Annotated in this window: 17 protein-coding genes; 13 read left to right on the top strand and 4 right to left on the bottom strand. The window is 44.0% G+C overall.

The window, feature by feature from the left end; translation table 11 throughout:
* Positions 1 to 54 precede the first annotated feature (54 nt).
* On the bottom strand, positions 55 to 1,242 hold the full coding sequence (gene wecB, locus F461_RS0108400; protein ID WP_020000711.1) for a non-hydrolyzing UDP-N-acetylglucosamine 2-epimerase: 1,188 nt from the start codon (positions 1,240 to 1,242) through the stop codon (positions 55 to 57).
* Between the two features lie 685 nt (positions 1,243 to 1,927).
* Here wecB and F461_RS0108390 point away from each other — a divergent pair.
* The 3 genes from F461_RS0108390 (at position 1,928) to F461_RS17515 (ending at position 5,329) form a co-directional block, all read left to right on the top strand.
* Positions 1,928 to 3,241: an NCS2 family permease gene (locus F461_RS0108390; protein ID WP_020000709.1), complete on the top strand. Its 1,314-nt coding sequence runs from the start codon at positions 1,928 to 1,930 to the stop codon at positions 3,239 to 3,241.
* Positions 3,242 to 3,403: 162 nt separating this feature from the next.
* Positions 3,404 to 4,372, top strand: coding sequence for a hypothetical protein (locus tag F461_RS0108385; RefSeq protein ID WP_020000708.1), 969 nt, complete (start codon positions 3,404 to 3,406; stop codon positions 4,370 to 4,372).
* 216 nt (positions 4,373 to 4,588) lie between these two features.
* On the top strand, positions 4,589 to 5,329 hold the full coding sequence (locus F461_RS17515) for a methyltransferase domain-containing protein (RefSeq protein WP_272483551.1): 741 nt from the start codon (positions 4,589 to 4,591) through the stop codon (positions 5,327 to 5,329).
* A gap of 37 nt (positions 5,330 to 5,366) precedes the next feature.
* Here the strand turns inward: F461_RS17515 and F461_RS0108375 are convergent, their stop codons facing one another.
* Entirely contained in the window at positions 5,367 to 6,029 is a 663-nt protein-coding gene (locus F461_RS0108375; RefSeq protein ID WP_020000706.1) for a hypothetical protein, read from the bottom strand.
* A gap of 603 nt (positions 6,030 to 6,632) precedes the next feature.
* Positions 6,633 to 7,124 (bottom strand): hypothetical protein, encoded by a 492-nt coding sequence (locus tag F461_RS17510; protein ID WP_020000705.1) that lies wholly within the window; start codon positions 7,122 to 7,124, stop codon positions 6,633 to 6,635.
* A 421-nt stretch (positions 7,125 to 7,545) separates the two neighbouring features.
* On the opposite strand from F461_RS17510, the gene F461_RS18645 reads away from it, so the two are divergent.
* The 10 genes from F461_RS18645 (at position 7,546) to F461_RS0108315 (ending at position 19,987) form a co-directional block, all read left to right on the top strand.
* Positions 7,546 to 9,414, top strand: coding sequence for an ATP-binding protein (locus F461_RS18645; protein ID WP_020000704.1), 1,869 nt, complete (start codon positions 7,546 to 7,548; stop codon positions 9,412 to 9,414).
* Entirely contained in the window at positions 9,414 to 10,793 is a 1,380-nt protein-coding gene (locus tag F461_RS0108360; RefSeq protein WP_020000703.1) for a sigma-54-dependent transcriptional regulator, read from the top strand. Before F461_RS18645 ends, F461_RS0108360 begins: the two co-directional genes overlap by 1 nt.
* Positions 10,794 to 11,133: 340 nt before the next feature.
* Positions 11,134 to 11,937 (top strand): ion transporter, encoded by an 804-nt coding sequence (locus F461_RS0108355; protein WP_020000702.1) that lies wholly within the window; start codon positions 11,134 to 11,136, stop codon positions 11,935 to 11,937.
* A 327-nt stretch (positions 11,938 to 12,264) separates the two neighbouring features.
* Positions 12,265 to 13,620: a tetratricopeptide repeat protein gene (locus F461_RS0108350; protein WP_020000701.1), complete on the top strand. Its 1,356-nt coding sequence runs from the start codon at positions 12,265 to 12,267 to the stop codon at positions 13,618 to 13,620.
* Between the two features lie 246 nt (positions 13,621 to 13,866).
* Positions 13,867 to 15,039, top strand: coding sequence for a homocysteine biosynthesis protein (locus tag F461_RS0108345; RefSeq protein WP_020000700.1), 1,173 nt, complete (start codon positions 13,867 to 13,869; stop codon positions 15,037 to 15,039).
* Positions 15,040 to 15,595: 556 nt separating this feature from the next.
* Positions 15,596 to 15,865: an FmdB family zinc ribbon protein gene (locus F461_RS0108335; protein ID WP_020000698.1), complete on the top strand. Its 270-nt coding sequence runs from the start codon at positions 15,596 to 15,598 to the stop codon at positions 15,863 to 15,865.
* Positions 15,866 to 15,946: 81 nt separating this feature from the next.
* Positions 15,947 to 17,242 carry an adenylosuccinate lyase gene (purB, locus tag F461_RS0108330; RefSeq protein ID WP_020000697.1) on the top strand — a complete coding sequence of 432 codons (1,296 nt, stop codon included), beginning with the start codon at positions 15,947 to 15,949 and terminating at the stop codon, positions 17,240 to 17,242.
* Positions 17,243 to 17,274: 32 nt separating this feature from the next.
* Entirely contained in the window at positions 17,275 to 17,847 is a 573-nt protein-coding gene (gene pyrE, locus F461_RS0108325; protein ID WP_020000696.1) for an orotate phosphoribosyltransferase, read from the top strand.
* Between the two features lie 187 nt (positions 17,848 to 18,034).
* Positions 18,035 to 19,288 carry a L,D-transpeptidase family protein gene (locus tag F461_RS17500; RefSeq protein WP_162139293.1) on the top strand — a complete coding sequence of 418 codons (1,254 nt, stop codon included), beginning with the start codon at positions 18,035 to 18,037 and terminating at the stop codon, positions 19,286 to 19,288.
* 3 nt (positions 19,289 to 19,291) lie between these two features.
* Entirely contained in the window at positions 19,292 to 19,987 is a 696-nt protein-coding gene (locus F461_RS0108315) for a hypothetical protein (RefSeq protein ID WP_143154779.1), read from the top strand.
* A 313-nt stretch (positions 19,988 to 20,300) separates the two neighbouring features.
* On the opposite strand, the gene F461_RS0108310 is transcribed toward F461_RS0108315, so the two are convergent.
* Positions 20,301 to 21,686, bottom strand: coding sequence for a sigma-54-dependent transcriptional regulator (locus F461_RS0108310; protein ID WP_020000693.1), 1,386 nt, complete (start codon positions 21,684 to 21,686; stop codon positions 20,301 to 20,303).
* Positions 21,687 to 21,688: the final 2 nt, after the last annotated feature.

The following is a 21,688-nucleotide window of genomic DNA, read 5'->3' as shown; positions in this document are numbered from 1 at the left end:
AATTTCATGAAACCGGTTGTTCTAACGCCTATAAAATGCCGCCTGCCTAGCCTTTTATTGTGGCGGAGCGGGCTTGGTGGAGTGAAAAGAGTCGTGCTCATTTAAATATGGAAGTTTACCATGGTGCCAAGCATCAATAGCGTTCACTATGCGCTCAGAAGCGAGGCCGTCTCCAAAGGGGTTTAGTTGTGCAGCAGTTTTAGTTGGTTCTGGATCACCTCCAAGAATGCTGGACGCCTGTGTAACTATCTCCACAGGGTCAGTGCCCACAAGTCTGGACAGATTAGCCTCAAGAGCCTCGGTGCGCTCTGTAGTTTTGCGCATAACTAAAACGGGTACTCCAAAGGCGGGCGCTTCTTCCTGTACGCCTCCGGAGTCGCTTAGGATTAAATGTGCATGCTTCATGGTGGAAATGAAGTCGAAATAATCCAGAGGTTCAATGATGTGCACGCGTTCGTGTTTTGTGATGCTGTTAAAGACGATTTCCCGTACCCGTGGGTTTTTGTGTATTGGAAATATGATCTCAATATCATCATATGTACGTACAAGGTTGTTGATGGCTGCACAGATGTTTTCAAGAGGCTTTCCCCAGGATTCTCGACGATGTGCTGTCACCAGAATAAGACGATTTTGGGATTTAAGAACCTGAGCTACCTTGTCGGGAACGTTAGTGACTTTGCTGGCGATGCTGTTTAGCGCGTCCACTACCGTATTGCCGGTGGTAACGATACTTGATGCAGGAACGCCCTCAGACAAAAGATTTCTGCGAGCTACATATGTAGGAGCGAAATTAAGAGTTGCGAATACACTGATGAGCTTACGGTTCGCCTCTTCAGGATATGGGTTCTGCAAGTCGCCGCTTCGTAATCCGGCCTCAATATGACCTACAGGGATTTGATGATGGAAAGCAGCCAGCGCCCCGGCAAATGCGGTAGTAGTATCTCCTTGTACCAAAAGAAGGTCTGGAGGTGATTTCTCTAATAAAATGTCCATTCCTTGTAATGTCTTCGCAGCAAGTTCATTGAGGTTGTGCGTTACTTTCATAAGCTCTAGATCAACGTCTGGAGTTATCTCGAAAAAAGAAAAAACCTGATCGAGTTGAGAGTGATGTTGCCCTGTAGATATAAGATATGTTGCCATGTCTGCCCTTGAGGCAAGACTTTGCAGAACCGGCGCCATTTTTATGGCCTCAGGTCGGGTGCCCACGACGGCAGCAATTTTAAGCAAGTCACCAGAGCGCATGATTTCACATCTCTTTTTGTATTGGAGCAGACGTGCCTATAATGTCCGCGATACTGTAACATACAATTAATACAATGTTTTTCTATTATATATACCAGCTCAAAGGTGTAGTGATGCTTGTCTTGAGAGATGATAATTAACAAAAATGTGGGGGGAGCTCTGGGACAGAGTGGAGCATTCGCTCATATACGCGGGATTAGCGGACACACAGAAAAAACGTGGTCAGGCTATTCAAGGGGAACGTCTTCAGGACATGGGAAAAGCAATAGAGGCGGGCACGCATTTACTTTAGAAGTAGGTTTAGCAATACGGAAAATAACAGCGGGGGCAGGTTCGCGGAAAGTAATAGTGTGTTGCTCTGTTGAGGTTATGTATTTACTTTCTTGTTTTACATGTAAGCTGTTAGAAAATAGTAGTAATGGTTAATTACGTTGTTTATGAAACACGTTGAGACACTGAGCGTGAAACATGTTGAGACAGACAGAGCTCTTTTCTTGCGCTCTTATATATTTTGGTGCATGGAATCCAAGCCGACCTACTTCCAATGGTCGGCTTTGCTGTTGTTAACGAGCAAAATCGTATTTTAGGGAGCATCTTCTGACAAGGTGCGGCGTTTATGTGCGGGGACTGTACTGAGCGTTGAGGAGTGGAAATACGATGGTTGCTACGTAAGGAGGATCTTGTTGTGAGCAAGGGATTTCTTGAGCGTACGTTCAAGCTGTCCGAGCACGGCACTACTGTAAGCACAGAAGTGACTGCGGGCCTGACTACATTTATGACTATGGCGTACATTCTGGCTGTTAACCCTGTCATTCTGGGAGCTGCTGGAATGGACCCTGCTGCGGTGTTTACTGCATCTGCAGTGTCCGCGGTTGTTGGTACATTGATCATGGGGTTTTTTGCAAACCTGCCTTTCGCTTTGGCTCCGGGCATGGGTTTGAACGCATTCTTTGCGTACACCGTAGTTCTTACCATGGGCTACACCTGGCAGACTGCACTTACAGCAGTATTCCTTGAAGGTGTTATTTTTGTTGTCCTCACTGGTACCAACGTCCGTGAAGCAATTATTAACAGTATCCCTGCAAACTTAAAGCGTGCTATTTCTGCCGGTATCGGCTTCTTTATTGCGCTTATCGGCTTTAAGAGTGCCGGTATTGTTGTTCCTTACGAACCAACCCTTGTTACCGTTGGTAACATTGCTTCTGCTGGCCCACTGGTTTGTATCATCGGCCTTATCGTTATCGGCGTGCTCTTTTCTAAAAAAGTTAAAGGCGCACTGCTTATTGGTATGCTTGCAGCAACCATCGTTGGTATTCCTCTTGGTGTAACTGATCTGGGCACTTTTAATACTGACCATTTGTTCAGTGTTCCAAGCCTGTCTCCGCTCTTTATGCAGTTGGACTTCTCCAAGGTGTTCTCTCTGGACATGGTTATTGTTCTCTTTACCTTTTTGTTTGTGGATATGTTTGACACTGTCGGTACCCTTATCGGTGTTACCGCTAAAGCAAATATGCTCGACAAGCAGGGGCGTGTTCCTAACGCAAAACAGGCTTTGTTCGCAGACGCTATCGCAACAACTGCCGGTGCTTGCCTTGGTACCTCCACGGTTACTACTTTCGTAGAAAGTGCAGCCGGTGTTGCTGAAGGCGGGCGTACAGGTCTTACAGCGGTTACAACCGCTGGTATGTTTGCTCTGGCTCTTCTCATCGCTCCTGTATTTCTCGTAATTCCTGCTCAGGCAACTGCACCTGCACTTATTACTGTAGGTATGTTTATGATGAGCCCGATTCGTGAAATCGATCTGGACGACTACACCGAAGCAATTCCTGCATTTCTGTGTATCGTTATGATGCCGTACACTTTCAGCATCGCAGAAGGTATTATCTTCGGTCTTACTTCCTACGTAGCACTGAAGTTCCTTACAGGTCGCCGTTCCGAGATTCCTAAGCTCGCTTACGTTCTGGTAGGCTTGTTCGTTCTGAAATTCATGATGCACTAATCCTGTTCCCGAGATATTCAATAGATAATCAAAAGCCCCCTGCGTTACGGCGCAAGGGGCTTTTTTATATTTATTGCTCACAAATACATTGTCTTATCATAGGTTTTATCTGCTGTAATTGGGATAGTGGTAATAGGCTTTTTTTATGAAAAGGAGTTTGCCATGGCCCGTGAACTGAGCAGTAAATTTATGGATGACTTGCACGAAAACGGCCCTCTATATCCGTTTCTGGAATTTGTTCGGAAAGATACGTCTCTGGATATGCAAATTCGTCCGGATGAAGTGCATATTTATTATAGAGGCATTGCGTTACTTATTGTTCGTCTAAGAGCAGGTAAGTACGATATGTTATTTAACCAGAATTACTTGACAAAAAGCTATTATGTTGAACTCCCGAGTGTTGATAATACGCTTATGAATGACCCAGAGCGTTGGGTTTTGATTTTTGCTGAATTGAAGACATGTATTGATGTTTATTTATCTTGCAATGAAAAGACAGTGTATACCTGTGAAGAACAAGTCGTAGTAAAGGACTTTTTGCAGACAGCGATGCGGGAAAACACGTATTCTGCGGTTGCACCGCGAACTGATTATCATATCACCGACATTGATTGCCAGAGCTCGTTCTCGACTGGTGTTGTCATGCGTTTTGACATGCTAGGTGTATATCTGCCGACAAAAATAGCAGCAAAAATTGACCCTGACCCTGCTTTGGCCATCTTTGCCATGCGGTTTGGCTCAATGAACTTAATGGGACCGTATGGGGTCATCCCGTACCTTGAAAAATTGTTCAAGCTTGTGGAAGGCACAAGTGCTTTGGAAGAGTTAATAGCTGAAGTGGAAAATATTTTTTATCAGCGTAAGCAACTTATGCTTCCGGGTAGTCTGGTGGATGGCAAGGACGGCCTGCAAGGAATTCTACATAAAAGACCGCATGTTGTTATTTGCCTTGCTAATCAGGAGCCTGAAGGGTCTCATCTGGCGGAGTTTATTCATTCCAAGCACCTGAAAAGTGTTGTGCGTTTGTTACGTGATTCTGTTGATGTGAAGTTTGCCCATTCTCGTTTTGCGGGGTACGGGCTGTATCGTAACAATTTATATTCCATAGATGAAATAGCAGATCTTTTATAGCTTAATCCCGGCTGTACATGATGATGCCGTTAAAAGTGCCTTTGCAGCAATGTGGAGGCACTTTTGTTAGTGAGTGCTTATATGCTGTTTTTTAAAGAGAAATATAGACATATTTGTTTTTAACCAGATATTGTCCGTGTGGTTTTTTATAGAGGCGGGTATCAAGTCATATTGTGTGTAATGCAGTAACGCATAGTAACTGGAGTGCGGTGAAGCATGCTTAGGCCCAGTGCTGAAGTTGCACAGAAAATTATTTCTGTTGTAAAAAGAAAATATAAAAATGTTGCTGAATCTCTTGCGTGTCAGTTTCAGTACCCAACAGGCAAAGAAGGGTTGCAGGGCGGACATTATCCTGAAGAGCTTATCGGGCTGTTACCTGACGATGTCGCAAAGTGGTATTGCGGCGTGGGAAATCCATTATCGTTGAGTAAAATTGTGTCAGGCGAAAAAGTGCTCGATCTAGGGTGCGGCGCCGGTATTGATGCTATTTTAGCCGCAAAAATGGTTGGCTCTTCCGGACTGTCAGTGGGAGTCGATATTTCAGAAGAGATGGTTAAGCGGGCACAGAGTAATAAAAAAATTTCTCAAACAACCAATGTGTTATTTCAAGTTGTCGAAGTTGCAGCGTTACCGTTTTACGATGAGCAGTTTGATGTAGTTACCACAAACGCAATGCTGAACCTTGCAGTTGATAAGAAACGTGCTCTAAAAGAGGCATATCGTGTTCTCAAAAAAGGTGGTCGGCTTCATGTTGCAGATCAGATACTAGTTGGGTCGGCAATGTGCAGTGAGCAGGCGATGGACTGCTGGTTTAAATGACAAGGGGGCGCTATACCGGAAACGGAGTTTCTGGCACTGCTTGAAGAGGTTGGCTTTAAACAAATCGCTAAGGTTGCGGAAACAGGGCTTAACAGTTCTGATGTAACCAAAGGGATGTTGTTTTTTGCCATTAAGTAGCATGAATGAAAGGATGAGCAGGGTTGCTCATCCTTTTTTATTTGAATTGTAGAATAATTCCTCCGCTGTAGAGCGGAAGAGGCTGCGCGGACTCTTTGGGGGGGAGTACGGTAAGTGTGTCATCGGCAAGGGATATTGTGCCTGTAAATCTGTCTCCAAGAGGAAGCGTGCCGATTAGCGTGAGCGTTGGCTGAGTTACAGGAACTACTTCCAGTCCGAACGATATGGCATCTGTATCGGTAAAAATGAAAAATAGAAGATTATGATATACTCCCGAGCCCCCCTGTGTGCTCTGAGTGTGTACAATTTGGATGCCGGTAGTTGTTGCTCCTACGAATGAGTATCCGAATTCTTTGTTATCTTCCTGATAGTAAACGTACGGTGTTGGGGTAGTGGAACGCACTCGTACTTCACTAAAAAATTGATTGCTGATGTTAGCGTTCTGAACGTTTACGGAAATGAGCTGTGATCCGCTATCCGCAAGTGGCCCCTGCATTTCTTCCACAATTCTTGGATTAATAAATTCCTCTTTATGAAAGGTGTAGGTTGATGTTTTCCATGCAGGGGAGACCTTCCATGTATGCGTCAGAACTTTTGTGACAGGAGGGGGCAAGTCATGCTGTGCAGCTCCATAGGCACCGGTAAGACAAATAATAGTTGCAAGGAAACTGCAAAGTACAGAGCAAAGTATGCGAACCATAAGGTACTCCTGAGTCTGTTGCGGTCTGTTTTTTACACGGTAACTGTTATGTCATTAATACATTGTTATCATAAGCTATCGTGCATTTTGTTTAGTCTGTCACTGGTAGTGTGGTGTTGAAAGGCGAACTGTCTTTTGTGCTGAAATGAATTATTCAGAGGAAGCGCGGCTCGTTGTGCTTTTTTTTAAGCATAATACCGCATGGAATCACTTTTTGCATGAATTTTTTTGTGTATCCACTCGGCACTTGTTTCAGTTGGTTCATTATGACTGTGCGGGATATGACACTGAGTTTCTACCATGTTCTAACCTGATATTAAAACAAAACCCCTGACCGGGAAAGTCAGGGGTACTGAAATTGTGTATGTAACAATAGGGGTAGTGCGGTTATGGTAATCGACTTGTACCGCATCTCCACTCTCTCCCTGCTTCGGAGCGATTACCAAGACCGTTGCAGGGAGATGCATTTTTGATGCTTGAGTGAAGAACAAACCGTATTATCGAAACTTCTGCTCAACTTTGCAGTGAGATTAACTGTAGGGTTCACAGTATTGCTGCAACATGTATGTTGTTTGATATACATGTTGCAGCAATCTGTTTTTTTTAGTCGAAGAGCTTCGAAAAAAAGCTCTTCGTCTTAGGGGTGCTGTCATCTGTATTCTGAGAATCTTCTGTTGCGGTATCAGGATCAGTGTCAGCGGGTCGGAACGCATCGTTCTTATTAATCCAGTTGGTGGAGGGGATGAAGCCGTACTTTTTCATCATATCCTCTTCGAACACAACACGCTCTGCATGCAGCTTGGCGCGGAGTTCCTTCATGGCGTTCACGATCTTTTGAATATCATTAACTTCGGCATTCTGGTTAGTTGTGAGTGCGCGAAGAATAGTTTTTTTTGCCCAGAGTTCTTCACGAATCGGGCGGGTTTTTTCTGCGTATGCCTTATTACGTCTTAGCACTTCTTGTTGCTGGATAGCTGTAAGCTCCACTTGAGTCGCCGTAGCTTTTTCGTGCTCAGCAATTTCAGTGGCATCGGCAATAGTGCCGCTGGCTACTGAGAGCACAAGAATGAGCGCAATTAAAAGACGATTAGTCATAGGAGTACCTCATATGTAATATGCAAAACTGTTATGAAAATGAGCAGGTAAAAGGGTTTTGCACTGTATTTTTTTAGGGCGTAGCGTCACGTTTTCCTGAAAACAATTTTGTTGCCATACAATGAGAGGGTGAACTCATTTTAGTGACGCTACGCTCTATACGCTTCAGCAGCCAGTCGGGGGAGCTAGCTTGCTTATGTTTTCTCTACAGCAACCTGCGTGCCAAAAAAACGTTTTTTCAATTTGTCTTAGCATTACAGTAGGATAAAAATTATCGTGCTATTTGTGGTAGATCGGGGTAAAGACGCTATGTATAAAAACTATACGTTTTATAGAAAACGTTTAAAATTTGAACAAAAATATTGATAACTGCACTAAATAGCACATTTTTATACGCAAGAGGCATGGAGTAGAGAGCGCTATGCGTTCAAAAAATACACGAAATGAGACTTCTTCAAGCAGACTGCTTTCACCATATTGCATAGTAGGGGTGGTTCTACTTGTGGGATTGGGCGTAGCCTTTCTTACCTACAACACCATTCAGAAGAATATGAAAGAGTACGTGCGGCTGTACGAAGATAAAGGCGCGTCTCTTATCACGTCTGTAGAAGCGGGAGTGCGCACGGACTTGCGGAGTAAAAATTCTACAATACGGTTGAAGCTGTTACTTGATGAAATGGCAGACCGTCCTGAAATATTTTTCATTGCCATTACGTTTAGTGACGGAACCATCATGCAGAGCAGCTTCCCGAAAGGGTTGCAACGCATGGAGGCACAGTTTTTACGACATATAAAAGAACTGCGTGCTGAAGCAAAAGGGCGTTCGACAATATATACCGCTAATGAGCGGCAGGTTTTCTTAGCCTACAGAGAGTTCACTCCATTAACCCGTAAGGAATTGTGGAAGAAGTTACAAAAGGAGCCGACGCTTAAACCGCTTGAACGTTTTATGCAGCTGTTCCGCAAGGGGAAAAAAGCATCGGAAACGCATACTGCTAGCCGTTCCATAGAAAAGAAAGTTGATACGCAGAACCTTGCCGATGATATAACCTCGTTTCTTAATACGACAGATGAAGATAAGGAACAGCCGGTTATCTATGTAGGGCTGGATGCTCGTCCGCTTCGCGAATTGCAGCGCGCCAGCACCGTGCAGACTGTTGTTACTAGCGGCAGTGTGCTTTTGTTGGCGGTTGTCGGCTTTTTATCTTTATATTGGGCGCATCGTGCCCAGCGTTCCCGTCGAAAAGCAGGGCGCAGTCAAGCCATGGTGCAGGAAGTTATGTACAACTTGCCGGATGGATTGATTGTGACAGATAGTAATGACCAAATCGTATATATGAATGAACTGAGCAGGGTACTACTGCACTGCGACGGAGATATTACAGCAGGTCTCGATGCTGCGCAGGTACTTTTGCCGGGCCTTGTGCCGTACTATATCAAAGCGCGTGAAGGTTTATTGCGTCGGGAAGAGATCATAGAGCTTTCTACAGAAGCACTGCCCTTGCTTCCTGTGGGTGTCACAGGATCAGTCATAAAAGATGAACATGGCATCGTTATCGGTACTGTCTTTTTGATGCGTGATCTGCGTGAAATGCACAGTCTGCAAACGGAAGTGGAGCGTAAGGGCAAGCTTGCTGCTATAGGCTCTCTTGCAGCAGGTGTAGCACATGAAATCCGGAACCCTCTCAGCTCTATCAAAGGCGGCGCAACCTATCTTAAATCGCAATTCACACAAGGTAGCGCCGGTGAAAAAACGGCTGCCATTGTTATTGATGAAGTGGAACGATTAAATCGTGTTATTACCGAATTGATAGGCCTTTCCCGCCCCTCTGATTTAACAATGAAGCCTGTTTACATCGCGGATGTTATTGAACACTGCACAGGCTTAATTACGCAGGAGGCTGAACTGCGTGACGTGCATCTCTCTGTGGTTATCCCTGAGGAGACGCCGCAGGTTTTGCTGGATACCGATAGATTTTCGCAAGTTATTCTTAATCTGTGTTTGAACAGTCTTGATGCCATGGATGAAGGCGGCGAATTGCAAGTGACTGTGGTTCCGGATGCACAGTCACTAAGCGTTATTGTGGAAGACAATGGCGAAGGCATGGACAGTGAGACAGCGGAACGTATATTTGAACCATATTTTACGACTAAGTCTCATGGTACGGGACTTGGGTTATCTGTAGTGCATAAGATTATTGAAGCACATAACGGAATTATTCGCGTGTTCTCCCATAAAGGGCAAGGAACACGGTTTGTTATACAGTTACCTTGCATGGATAAGGAATAATGATGCCAGCGCATATTTTAATTGTTGATGATGACGGCTCGCACCGCACTGTACTCCGAACAATAATTGAAGATTGGGGCTATGAAGTCTCAGAAGCTACGGATGGGGAAACAGCTGTGGCGATGGCACAGGAACGTCCATATGACAGCGTGCTTATGGATATCCGCATGGCCGGTATGGACGGAATCACAGCCCAGAAACAGATAGCGAAGCATAACCCTTCAATACCTGTACTTATTATGACCGCATATTCTTCTATTAATACCGCCGTTCTTGCCCTGAAGCAGGGTGCATATGACTATCTTATTAAACCGTTAGATTTTGACGTGTTAAAGCTTACAATTGAACGGATGCTTGATCATACCCGCCTTGCTGAAGAAAACCGTTCGCTGAAGGCAAAAAATTCTGAAAAGAACCAGTTCGGCATGGTTGGCAGCAGTGAACGTATGCATGATCTGGTGGAAACTATAACCACAGTCGCTCCGACGCATGCTCCTGTTCTTATTACAGGAGAATCAGGTACAGGTAAGGAACTGGTCGCTAAAGCAGTGTATAAGGCCAGTGAGCGCTCTAATAAACCTTTTGTGACAATTAACTGTGCAGCCTTGAGTGAAAGCTTGCTTGAGTCCGAGTTGTTCGGGCACGAGAAGGGGGCTTTTACCGGTGCTGATAAGCGTAGGGACGGACTGTTCTGGCAAGCGAACGGCGGCACCATTTTTATGGATGAAGTGGGTGAAATCCCGTTATCATTACAGGCAAAGCTGCTGCGCGTGTTGCAACAGGGCGAGTTGCAACGAGTAGGCAGTGACGCAATATTGCATGTAGATATTCGCGTTATTGCCGCAACAAACAGAGACTTGCAGGATGAAGTTGCAAATAAAACCTTTCGTGAAGATTTATATTATCGGCTGAATGTGATCGGATTGGAAGTTCCTTCTCTGCGTGAACGGCAGGCAGATATTCCACTGCTGGCTGAGTATTTTATGAATATTTATGCCGAAAAGTACGGCAAAAGCGTTGTGGGATGTTCTCCACAGGCCATGGACGCGTTAGTGAATTGCCCGTGGCAAGGGAATATCAGAGAGTTGGAAAATACCATGGAACGCGCTGTTATTATGGCTACTACTGAGTACATTACCGATAGAGAATTACCCGCAAACTTGCGTAAAAACTTGCTTGAGCAGAGCAGGGGAAATTCCAGCGGAGTTGATTTGCCGCTCGGTGATGTTTCTCTTGAAAGTTTGGAAAAGCGGGCTGTACAGGCGGCACTTAAAAAACATAAAAAGAAAGTGGATGCAGCCAGTGCGCTTGGGATTACCCGTGCAACACTGCATAGTAAAATTAAAAAATACGGTCTTGAAGAACATAAAAGAAAGTAGCTTATGGTAGAATCGGTTGGTGGTGTAATCAGCGGTTAGTACCATTTTGATATTAGAATATATAAAAGGCAGAAGATTCCGGCTGTTCGGTGTTTCTGTCTTTTTTTATGGCGTCTGGAGATGGTTCATGAGCAGGCTGGAATTAAAGTAGTCCGCTTTGTCGAGGGGTAAACAGGGACATCCTTCGGTTGTGTTGAAATTACACAGCACTAGTTACCAATACTATGTTGAAGACTATTCGCATGATATTGTTTTGTAAGTAAAAAAGGAGTTAATACTGGAGGAAGGCTTCGTTTTCGTATTATTTGGAAGGTATTACTTAACAAAGCGGTGCAAATAAATGAAACGAAGATCAATAAAGCAGATTGTATACAATACAATGTACTTGCAGGATACACTCCCGGGCAAGGTCTTTAACCTTCTGCTTATCGTAAGCATTGTGATGTCAGTGTTCGTTGTACTTGCGTATTCAATTCCTTCTGTGGCTGCAGAATATTGGTATGCGGTAAATTATTTGGAATTTTTTTTTACTGTTCTTTTCACCATAGAATATTTACTTCGTGCGTGGTGTTCACCCTCATCTAAATCGTATATGTTCAGTACTTTCGGTGTGATAGACTTGCTTTCTATTGCCCCGACATGGATCACAATCATTTTTCCCCTCTTTCCCTCTTTGGCATTATTACGTCTTTTCCGTGTGTTGCGGATACTACGTCTTGTAAAGTTATTGCAGTATTTGAACGATACGCATTTAATGATGCAGATTTTACTGAACAGTAGACGCAGGATAGCGGTACTCTCGTTATGGATTATGGTACTCGTAGTGATCTTCGGGACACTGATGTATGTCATCGAGGGGCAGGAGAATGGTTTTACATCCATCCCGATCTCAATTTATTGGGCAATTGTCACGTTGACTACAGTTGGGTATGGCCACATAACCCCTCAGACTGTTCTAGGTAAGGCTGTTGCATCATTAATTATGTTGATTGGCTACAGTATGATTGTTGTGCTCGCTGGGGTTATTTCACAAGAGTTCTCTGACGTTAAAAAAAAGTTGCAAGGAATGACATGTAGTTCATGCGGGACGAGTGACCATGCCCATGATGCTGTTTACTGTAAGCGTTGTGGTGCAAGGCTGTAGTCACCTTTGTAATAGTGAATAACATTTTTTTGGTGTTGATACTTTAATTAACACATATTAACCTAGTGCCGCACACAGTAAGTAAGATGGAAATTTTATCTTCCAGAATAGCAAACTATCTATATTGATAGATTGTTAAAAGCTGTATCACAATAATTCACACTACCTTTCTTTAAGGCCACAGTGCATTCTGTTATCTGTAGAAGGATTTCGATAACGCATCACTGAGGCGGCTACGACCTCATTTTTACATCAGGCTTGCACGCAGAATAACCATTGCAAGATTGTGATAGTGTCTAGATAGAATTAGCCCGGGCTGGAGCTTTTATGTCGATGGAAAGTGTTTTAGCTAAAATGGAATTTCGAAAGTTCGAGGCTAGCATAGTAGACTTTTTTTCTAAGAAAAATGGATATGCTATAGTCTTGACTGAAGATACCAACTTTACAGCGCTTTTGCGACAAACACTCAACAAGCATCTTGGATTGCGAAATAAGTGTTTTTCGCAAGTCAGTACTGTTGAAGAGTCCCTTAAACAAATTAGAAAAGAGCTTGCTGCCGGGAAAAAACTGTTAGTTTTTATTGAACGTATCCACAGGGATAAAGAAATGGCTTTTCTTGTTCGTAAGATCAAGGAAGATTATAAACAATGCAAGGTGTTCATTACGATGACCGAAGCGCCGCGTGAGCAGTTCGTACTGTTGCATGAACTCGGGGCGGACAACTTTATTACCAAGCCAATAGCGATTAATACTTTTATTGAGAAAGTTGCGCATAGCATCAAACCGCAGGGAAAGATGGGGCAGCTGATTGATATTGCAAAGACGATGCTGGAACAGGGCGCATACGAAGATGCCGCTAAAGTCGGAAGAACTGTCCTCAATGCAAAGCCGGATTCTTCAGCAGCACTTCTTGTTATGGGTGATGCGTATAAGGGGTTAAAAAAATACGAGCTTGCGCATAAATGCTACCTTGGAGCAGGGGATTCCGCTCCGTTGTTTCTGGACCCGCTTAAGAAGTTGGCAGATCTTTACGGTGTTGCCGGCGTAAAGAAAAGGCAGCTCGATTGTCTCACAAAGTTGGACAAGATGAGCCCGCTGAATGTGGAACGTAAGTTGGATATTGGCCATATCTATGTTGAGCTCGGTAACTACGTAAGCGCGGATATCTATTTTGAAGGTGCACTTCGGCAGGCGAATAAAGAAGCAATAGACTATGTAGGCAATGTTTCCCAGCAGATTGCCTCTGCGTATGAAAAGCGCGATCCTGTACGGGCAGAGCAGTATCTGCGCAAGGCATTGCGAGCCAAGGGCGATAACCTCGATAAGGCAGATATTGAAACCTTCAATAGCCTTGGCATTGTATTGCGAAAGCAGGGGAAATGGCGTGAAGCAATCTATGAGTACAAGCGGGCACTGCAAATCTCACGCAGAGATGAGAACCTTTATTATAACATTGCCATTGCTTCCGCAGAGGGTAAAGAATTCGTACAGGCTGCAGCGTACTTAAAGAAAGTTGTTCAGCTTAATGAAGATTTCGTACGGACAGATACTGCCATCGCGTACAATATGGGGCTCATCTTTTATAAAGCGGAGGATCCTGTGATGGCAAAAATGCATTTGCAGATATGTCTGGCAATGGATCCAAATCATGCCGGCGCAAAAAAAGTTCTATCGCTCATGTAAATTTTGTTCTCAGGCAACGTGGTTGACAGTCTTTTTTTTGTAGTAGCAACTCTATGTTGAAAAGCTACAGCAAGAAAAATGGGGACTGTCTTTTTTTTGGGGACTGAAAATAAAGGGAAAATTACATAAGACGGTTTATGGTTCGAGAGTCACATTTTTGAAAGCAAACTACTTGAGGTTATCTGCAAACATTGATATAGATCAAATCAATCATGAAAAGTATATCTTCCTTGAGGAGGCGCGGAAGTGGCACACACAAAAGTAAATAAAACTATTGCTGAGATTAATGAGCGAATTCGTTCCGGTAAAGCTGTTGTACTTAACGCAGAAGAAATGACTGAAGCTGTACGTACAATGGGTAAAGAAAAGGCTGCCAAAGAGGTAGACGTTGTGACTACCGGTACATTTTCGCCGATGTGCTCATCCGGTCTTCTTTTCAATATCGGGCAGCAGGAGCCGCCTACTATTAAAACATCCAAAGTTACCCTCAACGGTGTTCCTGCCTATTCAGGACTTGCCGCTGTGGATGGGTATTTAGGTGCAACAGAGCCGCGGGAAGATGATCCGCTCAACAAAGTTTATCCGGGGCAATTTAAATACGGCGGCGGTAACGTTATTGAAGATCTTGTTGCTGGTCGCACTGTTTCATTGCGTGCTGAAGCATACGGAACGGACTGTTATCCTCGTAAACTGTATGAAAAAGAAATTACATTGAGCGACTTGCCACATGCAGAGTTGCTTAACCCGCGTAACTGCTACCAGAACTATAATGCTGCTGTGAACCTCACCAGTCGCATTGTGTACACGTATATGGGGCCGCTAAAACCGAACATGCGGAACGTGAACTTTGCAACCGCAGGGTGTTTGTCTCCATTATTCAACGATCCGCTCTTTAAAACTATTGGGCTTGGTACCCGCATATTTCTTGGCGGCGGTGTCGGTTACGTAATTGGTGCAGGTACACAGCATGTACCTAATCCAAAACGAAACGAGCGCGGCATTCCGCTTTCACCTGCCGGTACATTGGAACTGAAAGGTGACCTGAAGCAGATGGATGCTAGATATGTGCGTGGTCTGAGTTTCTTAGGGTACGGTAACACTATGAGTCTTGGTGTCGGTATTCCGATCCCGATTCTTAACGAAGAAATAGCGTGGTATACAGGCGTTGCAGACAGCGATATTCAGATGCCGATTAAAGATTACGGGCATGATTATCCCAACGGGTTACCGCGTGTGCTGCAACATTGCACCTATGAGGAACTGAAGTCCGGTGAAGTAGAGATTATGGGTAAGAAGGTTGAGTCAGTACCGATGACCAGCTACCCTATTTCACTTGAAATTGCAGACAAACTTAAAGAATGGATTCAAAAGGGCGAGTTCCTTTTGAGTGAACCGGTTGAAAAAATACCTGCATGGTAACTACTGCTATACTTCAAGCCCTTGAGTCTGAACTCAAGGGCTTTTTTGTGCTGGCTTGTATTGTTTTGTGGTCAGTCGTTGCGCGGCACGTTATTATGCATCAAAAGGGGCTTGAAGATATATGGTGAATGACATGGAGAATTCTGCTGAAATACCCCGTTCCGAACTGGTCAGCGGATTTTATGATGAAAAATAGAATCAACTGTGATTCTATGGCATCGCTGGACAACAGCGGTCATCTACTGTATTATCCCGACTTTCGAAAAGCCTGCTAAGGAGAATTATAATGGCTCATAAAAAACATGAACGTAAGAAAGAACTCGATCGCCGTCGTCAGCGTCGTAAAAAAGCAATGAAACTTCGTATTAAAGAAGCTATTGCTGCTAAGAACGCATAAGTTTCTTTACGATAAATTATCGGCTGCTTACAGGTTCGATAATGTTTTCCAGCTGCCTATGCAGACTGGGAAACGGCATTTTTCTTGGCAGCGGTTTCATGTTTTAACAATGAAGCCGCTGTTTAGCTTTTTTTAGTTTATTTGTTGATGGAGGGTTTTATGCCCATTTATGAATATCGCTGTAATGCTTGCGAACAAATTTTTGAAGAATGGACTACATCCTGCTCTGAAGGCGATGAGTCTATTACATGTCCTGTCTGTGGTGGCGTAGCCGAACGTATTATCTCTAACACTACTTTTGTGCTCAAAGGTGGTGGCTGGTATGTTTCCGAATATGGAAAAAACAGTGCGGCATCGAATCCCACTAAAAAGGATATCCCATCCGGTTCTTCCGGGTGTTCTAATTCTTCTTCTTCTTCTGCATCTTGATAAATTTTTGGCGGCCAGTATTGGCTGCCTTTTTTATGCATAGCAATCTTTAACCACAACCATATGTAAGAGAACGCTAAAATGATCGATCGTTATACTCGCCCCGAAATGGGTCAGCTCTGGACGCTTGAAAACAAATTCCGCGTCTGGCTCGAAGTTGAAATCGCTGTTTGTGAGGCATGGCACCGCCTTGGCGAAATCGATGATGAAAGTATGAAGCAGATTCGTGAGAAGGCCGATTTTGACGTGGACCGTATTCTAGAAATTGAGGAAACAACTCGTCACGACGTAATTGCATTCCTCACTGCTGTAGAAGAAAAAGTAGGCCCTGCGGCTCGCTTTATCCACCTTGGCTGTACTTCTTCCGACATTGTGGACACAGCTAACGGCGTTCTGCTTTCCCGCGCTGGTGATATCATTCTCAAAGACTTTGAAACAATGCTTGAGACCCTGAAAAACATTGCGCATGAGAACAAAGGTCGTTTGTGCATGGGACGTACCCACGGTATTCATGCAGAGCCAACAAGTTTCGGTTTAAAAATGGCTGGCTTCTATGCTGAATTTAAACGCCATTACACGCGCTTTAAAGCTGCGGTGGAAGGCATCCGTGTAGGGAAAATTTCCGGTGCCGTAGGTACTATGGCAATGATTCCTGCGGAAGTTGAATCAATCACTTGTGAAGTTCTTGGTCTTGCTGTGGATCCAATCTCCACACAGGTAATTAACCGTGATCGTTACGCTGCTTATTTTACCGCTCTTGCTGTTGCGGCAGGTGGTATTGAACGTCTTTGCGTTGAACTGCGTCACCTGCAGCGCACCGAAGTGCTAGAGGCTGAGGAAGGTTTCCGCAAAGGTCAGAAAGGTTCTTCCGCAATGCCGCATAAAAAGAACCCTATCTCTGCTGAAAACTTGACAGGTCTTTCCCGCCTCATTCGTACCAACTCTGTTTCCGCTATGGAAAACCAGGCTCTCTGGCATGAACGTGATATCAGTCATTCTTCTGTTGAGCGTGTAATTATGCCGGATACTACTATCCTCATGAACTATATGCTGAATCGCTTGTCCAACCTTGTTTCCAACCTGCGCGTCATCCCTGAGAATATGGATCGCAACCTTGTTGGATCAATGGGACTTTTCTTTTCGCAGCGTGTACTTCTTGGACTCGTTGAGAGCGGTATGGGCCGTCAGGATGCATATGTAATGGTACAGAAATGTGCTATGGAGAGCTGGGATACAAAGCAGCTTTTTGAAGATCTCGTTCGTAAAGATCCAGAGATCAGTGCGCGTATTGCCTCTGAAAAGATGGATGAAATCTTTGATGCAAGTTATTACCTGCGTCACGAAGATTTGATTTTCGACCGTGTATTCAACTCTTAGATTTATAGTTAACATACGTTATGGAGCGGAAAATGGCAGATCTTAAACAACGTCTTGCAAAACTTCTGTATGAGAAGTCTTATAAAGAAGGAAACTTCACTCTCGCCTCTGGGAAAAAGAGTGATTACTACTTCGACTGCCGTCAGACCGCTCTGCACCCTGAAGGTGCTTGGTTGATTGGTAACCTGTTTTATGAACTGATTTGCGGCCTTGAGAATGCTGCGGAAGTAAAAGGCGTGGGCGGGATGACCCTTGGTGCAGACCCCCTTGTAAGTTCTACTTCTGTTATTTCTTATGAAAAGGGCGGGCACCTTCCTGCACTCATCGTGCGTAAACAACCTAAAGGTCATGGTACCGGACAGGGTGTAGAAGGACTTGCAAACTTTGCAGAGGGCGACGTGGTTGTTATGCTTGAAGACGTGGTAACCACTGGCGGGTCTGTAATTACTGCAATTGAACGCATTGAAGCTTCCGGCCTCAAAGTGTCTTGCGTATGTGCAGTGCTTGACCGCGATGAAGGTGGACGAGAAGCACTTGCAGAGCGTGGATACAAACTTGTATCTATCTTTGATCGTAAAGAACTTGTAGCGCTTGCTACAAACTAGCACGTTCTAAATTAGATGGTATAGAGTGCTTCTGTATGGAAGCACTCTTTTTTTTCTGAGACATTAGGTCGCAACTTCTTGACAAGTTTGCTTCTCTCATGTCCTTTGTCAGTTTGGATTTATAATTACTATTGCTTTCAAATTACTTACGGCATGCGGGGGCGCTTCTCCCGGAATAAGGATGTTCATGCGTTTGCTTTCGTACTTTTTTTTGATTTGCCTTTGGCTTAGCATTTCAGTTGTTCCGGCTTTTTCCGGTTGGCAGGCTGTTGTTACTAAAGATGCTGCAAAGCTCCCCATGCTTGTTACGGTTGATAAATCCAAACAATTTGCTCAGTTTTTTGGTCAGAAAGCCAGTGAACTTTCTTCCAGTAAAATTCCTTGCAGTTCCGGACAGGTTAAAGGCGATAAGCAGCGTGAGGGAGACAAAAAAACTCCTGAGGGTATCTACTTTGTAGAGAATCGTCGTACCAGTGGGTTAGACTACGCCTTGTACGGAAAAGAAGCGTATACTCTTAATTACCCCAACCCAGTGGACAAGCTTAAAGAAAAAGACGGCCATGGTATTTGGATCCACGGAAGAGGGACTCCTATTGTTCCAAGAGAAACAAAAGGATGTATTGCTTTAAATAATCCAGATATTGCCGATCTAGATTCTAAGGTAACAATTAATACGCCTGTAATTTTAGCCGAACAGGTTGCACCGTACTTTAAAGCAGGTTCAGACTTTGTTGAGTTGAAAGAAAAAGCTCAGCAGTGGCTTGCCGCATGGCGGAATAAATCTCCTGATTTTTTGAAAATGTTCTCATCCGAGGCTTTTACTAAGAGTATGAGTGAATCTTTTTCGGCTTTTGCTCAAAGAAAGAAACGTCTTTTTGTTCGACTTCCCTGGATCATTACATGGACAAATAATGTCAATGTACTCCAAGGCCCCGATTACTGGGTAACATGGTTCGATCAATACTATCGAGCCCCGAACCTTGTTTCTCAAGGTGTCCGACGTTTGTACTGGCAAAAAAATAGTGCTGGAGAGTTTGTAATCGTTGGTATGGAGTGGAAAGAGAGGAAAATAGGTATAGAAAAGGCGTATCTTGACGCTATCGCCTCAAATGTGCATAACTTTCTTGATGGTTGGATCAAAGATTGGAAAAATGAGTCAGTTGATGCGTATCTCAGCAGATATGCACACAATGCGGTGCAAGGTTCGCGGCGGGGTGTTGAGGCCATCGCGGAACATAAGCGTGAGATCTGGCAGCAAAGTAAGCCTGTAAGAATTGTACTTTCTGACATTAAAATGTCCATGTCCCGACGGGGGCTTGTAGTGCGTATGAAGCAAGATTATGCAGATAGTACAGGATATGCAGACCAAGGACAAAAGACACTGGTTTTACAGCCCCAAGGTGACCAATGGGTCATTGTAAGTGAAGAGTGGAGATCCTGATAGATGAGTGAAAAGTATAGTGTCCTCATAATGCGTGATGATACGAACGTACGGCGATACAGAGTGAGTTCGTCTAGTTTACGAATGCTTCTGGTCGTTTTGTTCTGCGTGGTGTTAGTGGCAGCATGCGGAATTTTTACGAGCTTTTCATTGTGGGAAAAAAATACCGCTCTTATGAATGAACGGCATGGCGTGCAAAAAGAATTACGCGATTTAAAAGTGTATGTTGAACGCCTTGAAAATATAGAACAAATTTTGCAATCTAATGATCCTGAAGAACTTCAGGCTCTATTCTCCTCTATGAGTGTGTCAGCCTCAACTGAGCTACCACCGCCGATTGATCTTTCTTCTATTTTGAAAATAGTTGATACCAACCTCGTTGAAGTGTCCAACCTCAAATTGCAAAAAGCTACAGGTGGAAACCTGCGATTGTCGCTTAAATTGGACAATAAAAATGCTAAGGGAACTATTCGTGGCACAATCACGCTTTCTTTTATTTCCAGAGAAGGAAAAGTGGTCGTTATTGATGCGAATGATAAGGATATGGACTTTAGTATAAACCGATTTAAGCGAATTGTTACAACCTTCGCTGTACCGGAATCTATGCTTTTTAGTGAAGTATATGCATTGCAACTGACCATCAGCAAAAATAAAACCACGCTGCTGCAACGAATTTATCCTATTAAGGAATTAATGTAGCTTCGTCTGTAAAGTGCCTTATCTCTCATTTGGTTATGACCTTCGACAGAGAAAGTGGACTTTCCTTTACAATCGCTGCGAGAGAACATTCTTTTAGGTTGCGATTATTCGAATATTTTTTACAAAATTTTGTTTCCGTTTTTAATTACTGAATAAAAAAGGGTGGAGTTACAAACTCCACCCTTTTTTTATAATTTTTTGACGATAGCTTTTTTATTTACGGAAGATTACCCAGCCTGCACACTTAGTAGAATGGATTGTGTGTCGGGATGCATAAAAAAATCAGTATGCTGCAACTATAAAGAAAAAAAGTCTATTCTGATTGAATATTGTATGATCGCAACTTGCGGTAGAGATAACTGCGTTCCAGACCGATGGCTTCTGCAAGTCTGGTAATATTACCTTCGTATTCTTTGAGCTTGGCTTCAAGAAATGCTGCTTCAAAGTGGTTGCGTGCTTCTTTAAAATCAACAGAGCCACCAGAGATAAGCTGTTCGCAGCTGGCTGATGGTTGCTGTACAAATTGTGAGAATTCAGGTGGTAGCATTTTGGCAGTAATTGTTTTTCCACCGTACATAATGAGCATACGTTCCACAAAGTTTTTTAACTCGCGTACATTACCCGGCCAACCGTACTGAAGCAGCGCTGTGGTAGCCTCATCGTCGAATGAGAGTGGCTTAAAGCCATGTTCTGCAACAAGAGCAGTGATGAAGTTTTGAATAAGCAGGATGATGTCGGAACCACGCTCTCTGAGCGGCGGGACGTAAATTGGAAATACTCGCAGGCGGTAATAAAGATCTTCCCGGAAGTTTCCCTCACGAATTTCATCCTCGAGTGTTTTATTTGTCGCCGCAATGACCCGAACATTTACTTTGATGGTCTTGTTTCCGCCGACACGCTCGAAGGACTGTTCCTGCAGGATGCGCAGGATTTTTGCTTGCGTTTTCATGCTCATGTCACCGATCTCGTCGAGAAAGAGCGTGCCGTTGTCAGCCATTTCAAACTTGCCGGTTTTGGATTGATCCGCACCGGTAAAAGCACCACGTTCATGCCCGAACAGCTCTGATTCAATAAGTTCTTCGGGTATTGCGGCACAGTTTACTGCAACTAGAGGCTGCTCTGACCTGCGAGAATGCGCATGGATGGAACGTGCGGCAATTTCTTTGCCCGTTCCGTTCTCACCTGTGATGAGTACCCAGGTATCAGTAGGAGCTACTCGTTCAATTTGCTCGCGTAGTTCTACAACCGGAGCAGAATTACCTGTGATTTCTATTGTCTGTTCAGTGCGGATTCTGGATTTGAGTGCTATGTTTTCTTTACGCAGGTTCTGAAATTCTAGAGCCTTGTCAGCCGCAATGACGACTTTTTCTAAAGAGAGCGGTTTTTCAATAAAGTCATGTGCGCCATATTTGATGGCATTAACGGCGGTTTCGATGTTGCCGTGTCCTGAGATCATAATGACGGGGAGAGTCTTGTCATGCTGCTTGATATTGGTCAGTACTTCCATGCCGTCCATACCGGGCAGCCAGATGTCGAGGAAGACGAGATCCGGCGATAATTCCTTAACAGCCTTAAGTCCAAGTTCGCCACTCTCTGCTTCATCCACAATGTAGTTTTCGTCTTCTAGAATACCGCGCAGCGAAAAGCGGATTCCCTCTTCATCATCAATAATTAATATACGAGCCTTGGACTGAGGCATAG

This window comes from Halodesulfovibrio aestuarii DSM 17919 = ATCC 29578 (assembly GCF_000384815.1).
GTDB classification, from domain to species: Bacteria; Desulfobacterota; Desulfovibrionia; order Desulfovibrionales; family Desulfovibrionaceae; genus Halodesulfovibrio; species Halodesulfovibrio aestuarii.
Note: the sequence above shows the minus strand (reverse complement) of the source record. Positions and strands in the feature narration are given on the sequence as shown.

Excerpts from the sequence above, each read along its gene's own strand:
- wecB (WP_020000711.1), bottom strand. The coding sequence starts at position 1,242 with ATGCGCTCTGGTGACTTGCTTAAAATTGCTGCCGTCGTGGGCACCCGA.
- F461_RS0108385 (WP_020000708.1), top strand. The coding sequence starts at position 3,404 with ATGGCCCGTGAACTGAGCAGTAAATTTATGGATGACTTGCACGAAAAC.
- F461_RS0108375 (WP_020000706.1), bottom strand. The coding sequence starts at position 6,029 with ATGGTTCGCATACTTTGCTCTGTACTTTGCAGTTTCCTTGCAACTATT.
- F461_RS17510 (WP_020000705.1), bottom strand. The coding sequence starts at position 7,124 with ATGACTAATCGTCTTTTAATTGCGCTCATTCTTGTGCTCTCAGTAGCC.
- F461_RS18645 (WP_020000704.1), top strand. The coding sequence starts at position 7,546 with ATGCGTTCAAAAAATACACGAAATGAGACTTCTTCAAGCAGACTGCTT.
- F461_RS0108360 (WP_020000703.1), top strand. The coding sequence starts at position 9,414 with ATGATGCCAGCGCATATTTTAATTGTTGATGATGACGGCTCGCACCGC.
- F461_RS0108355 (WP_020000702.1), top strand. The coding sequence starts at position 11,134 with ATGAAACGAAGATCAATAAAGCAGATTGTATACAATACAATGTACTTG.
- F461_RS0108350 (WP_020000701.1), top strand. The coding sequence starts at position 12,265 with ATGTCGATGGAAAGTGTTTTAGCTAAAATGGAATTTCGAAAGTTCGAG.
- F461_RS0108335 (WP_020000698.1), top strand. The coding sequence starts at position 15,596 with ATGCCCATTTATGAATATCGCTGTAATGCTTGCGAACAAATTTTTGAA.
- purB (WP_020000697.1), top strand. The coding sequence starts at position 15,947 with ATGATCGATCGTTATACTCGCCCCGAAATGGGTCAGCTCTGGACGCTT.
- pyrE (WP_020000696.1), top strand. The coding sequence starts at position 17,275 with ATGGCAGATCTTAAACAACGTCTTGCAAAACTTCTGTATGAGAAGTCT.
- F461_RS17500 (WP_162139293.1), top strand. The coding sequence starts at position 18,035 with ATGCGTTTGCTTTCGTACTTTTTTTTGATTTGCCTTTGGCTTAGCATT.
- F461_RS0108315 (WP_143154779.1), top strand. The coding sequence starts at position 19,292 with ATGAGTGAAAAGTATAGTGTCCTCATAATGCGTGATGATACGAACGTA.
- F461_RS0108310 (WP_020000693.1), bottom strand. The coding sequence starts at position 21,686 with ATGCCTCAGTCCAAGGCTCGTATATTAATTATTGATGATGAAGAGGGA.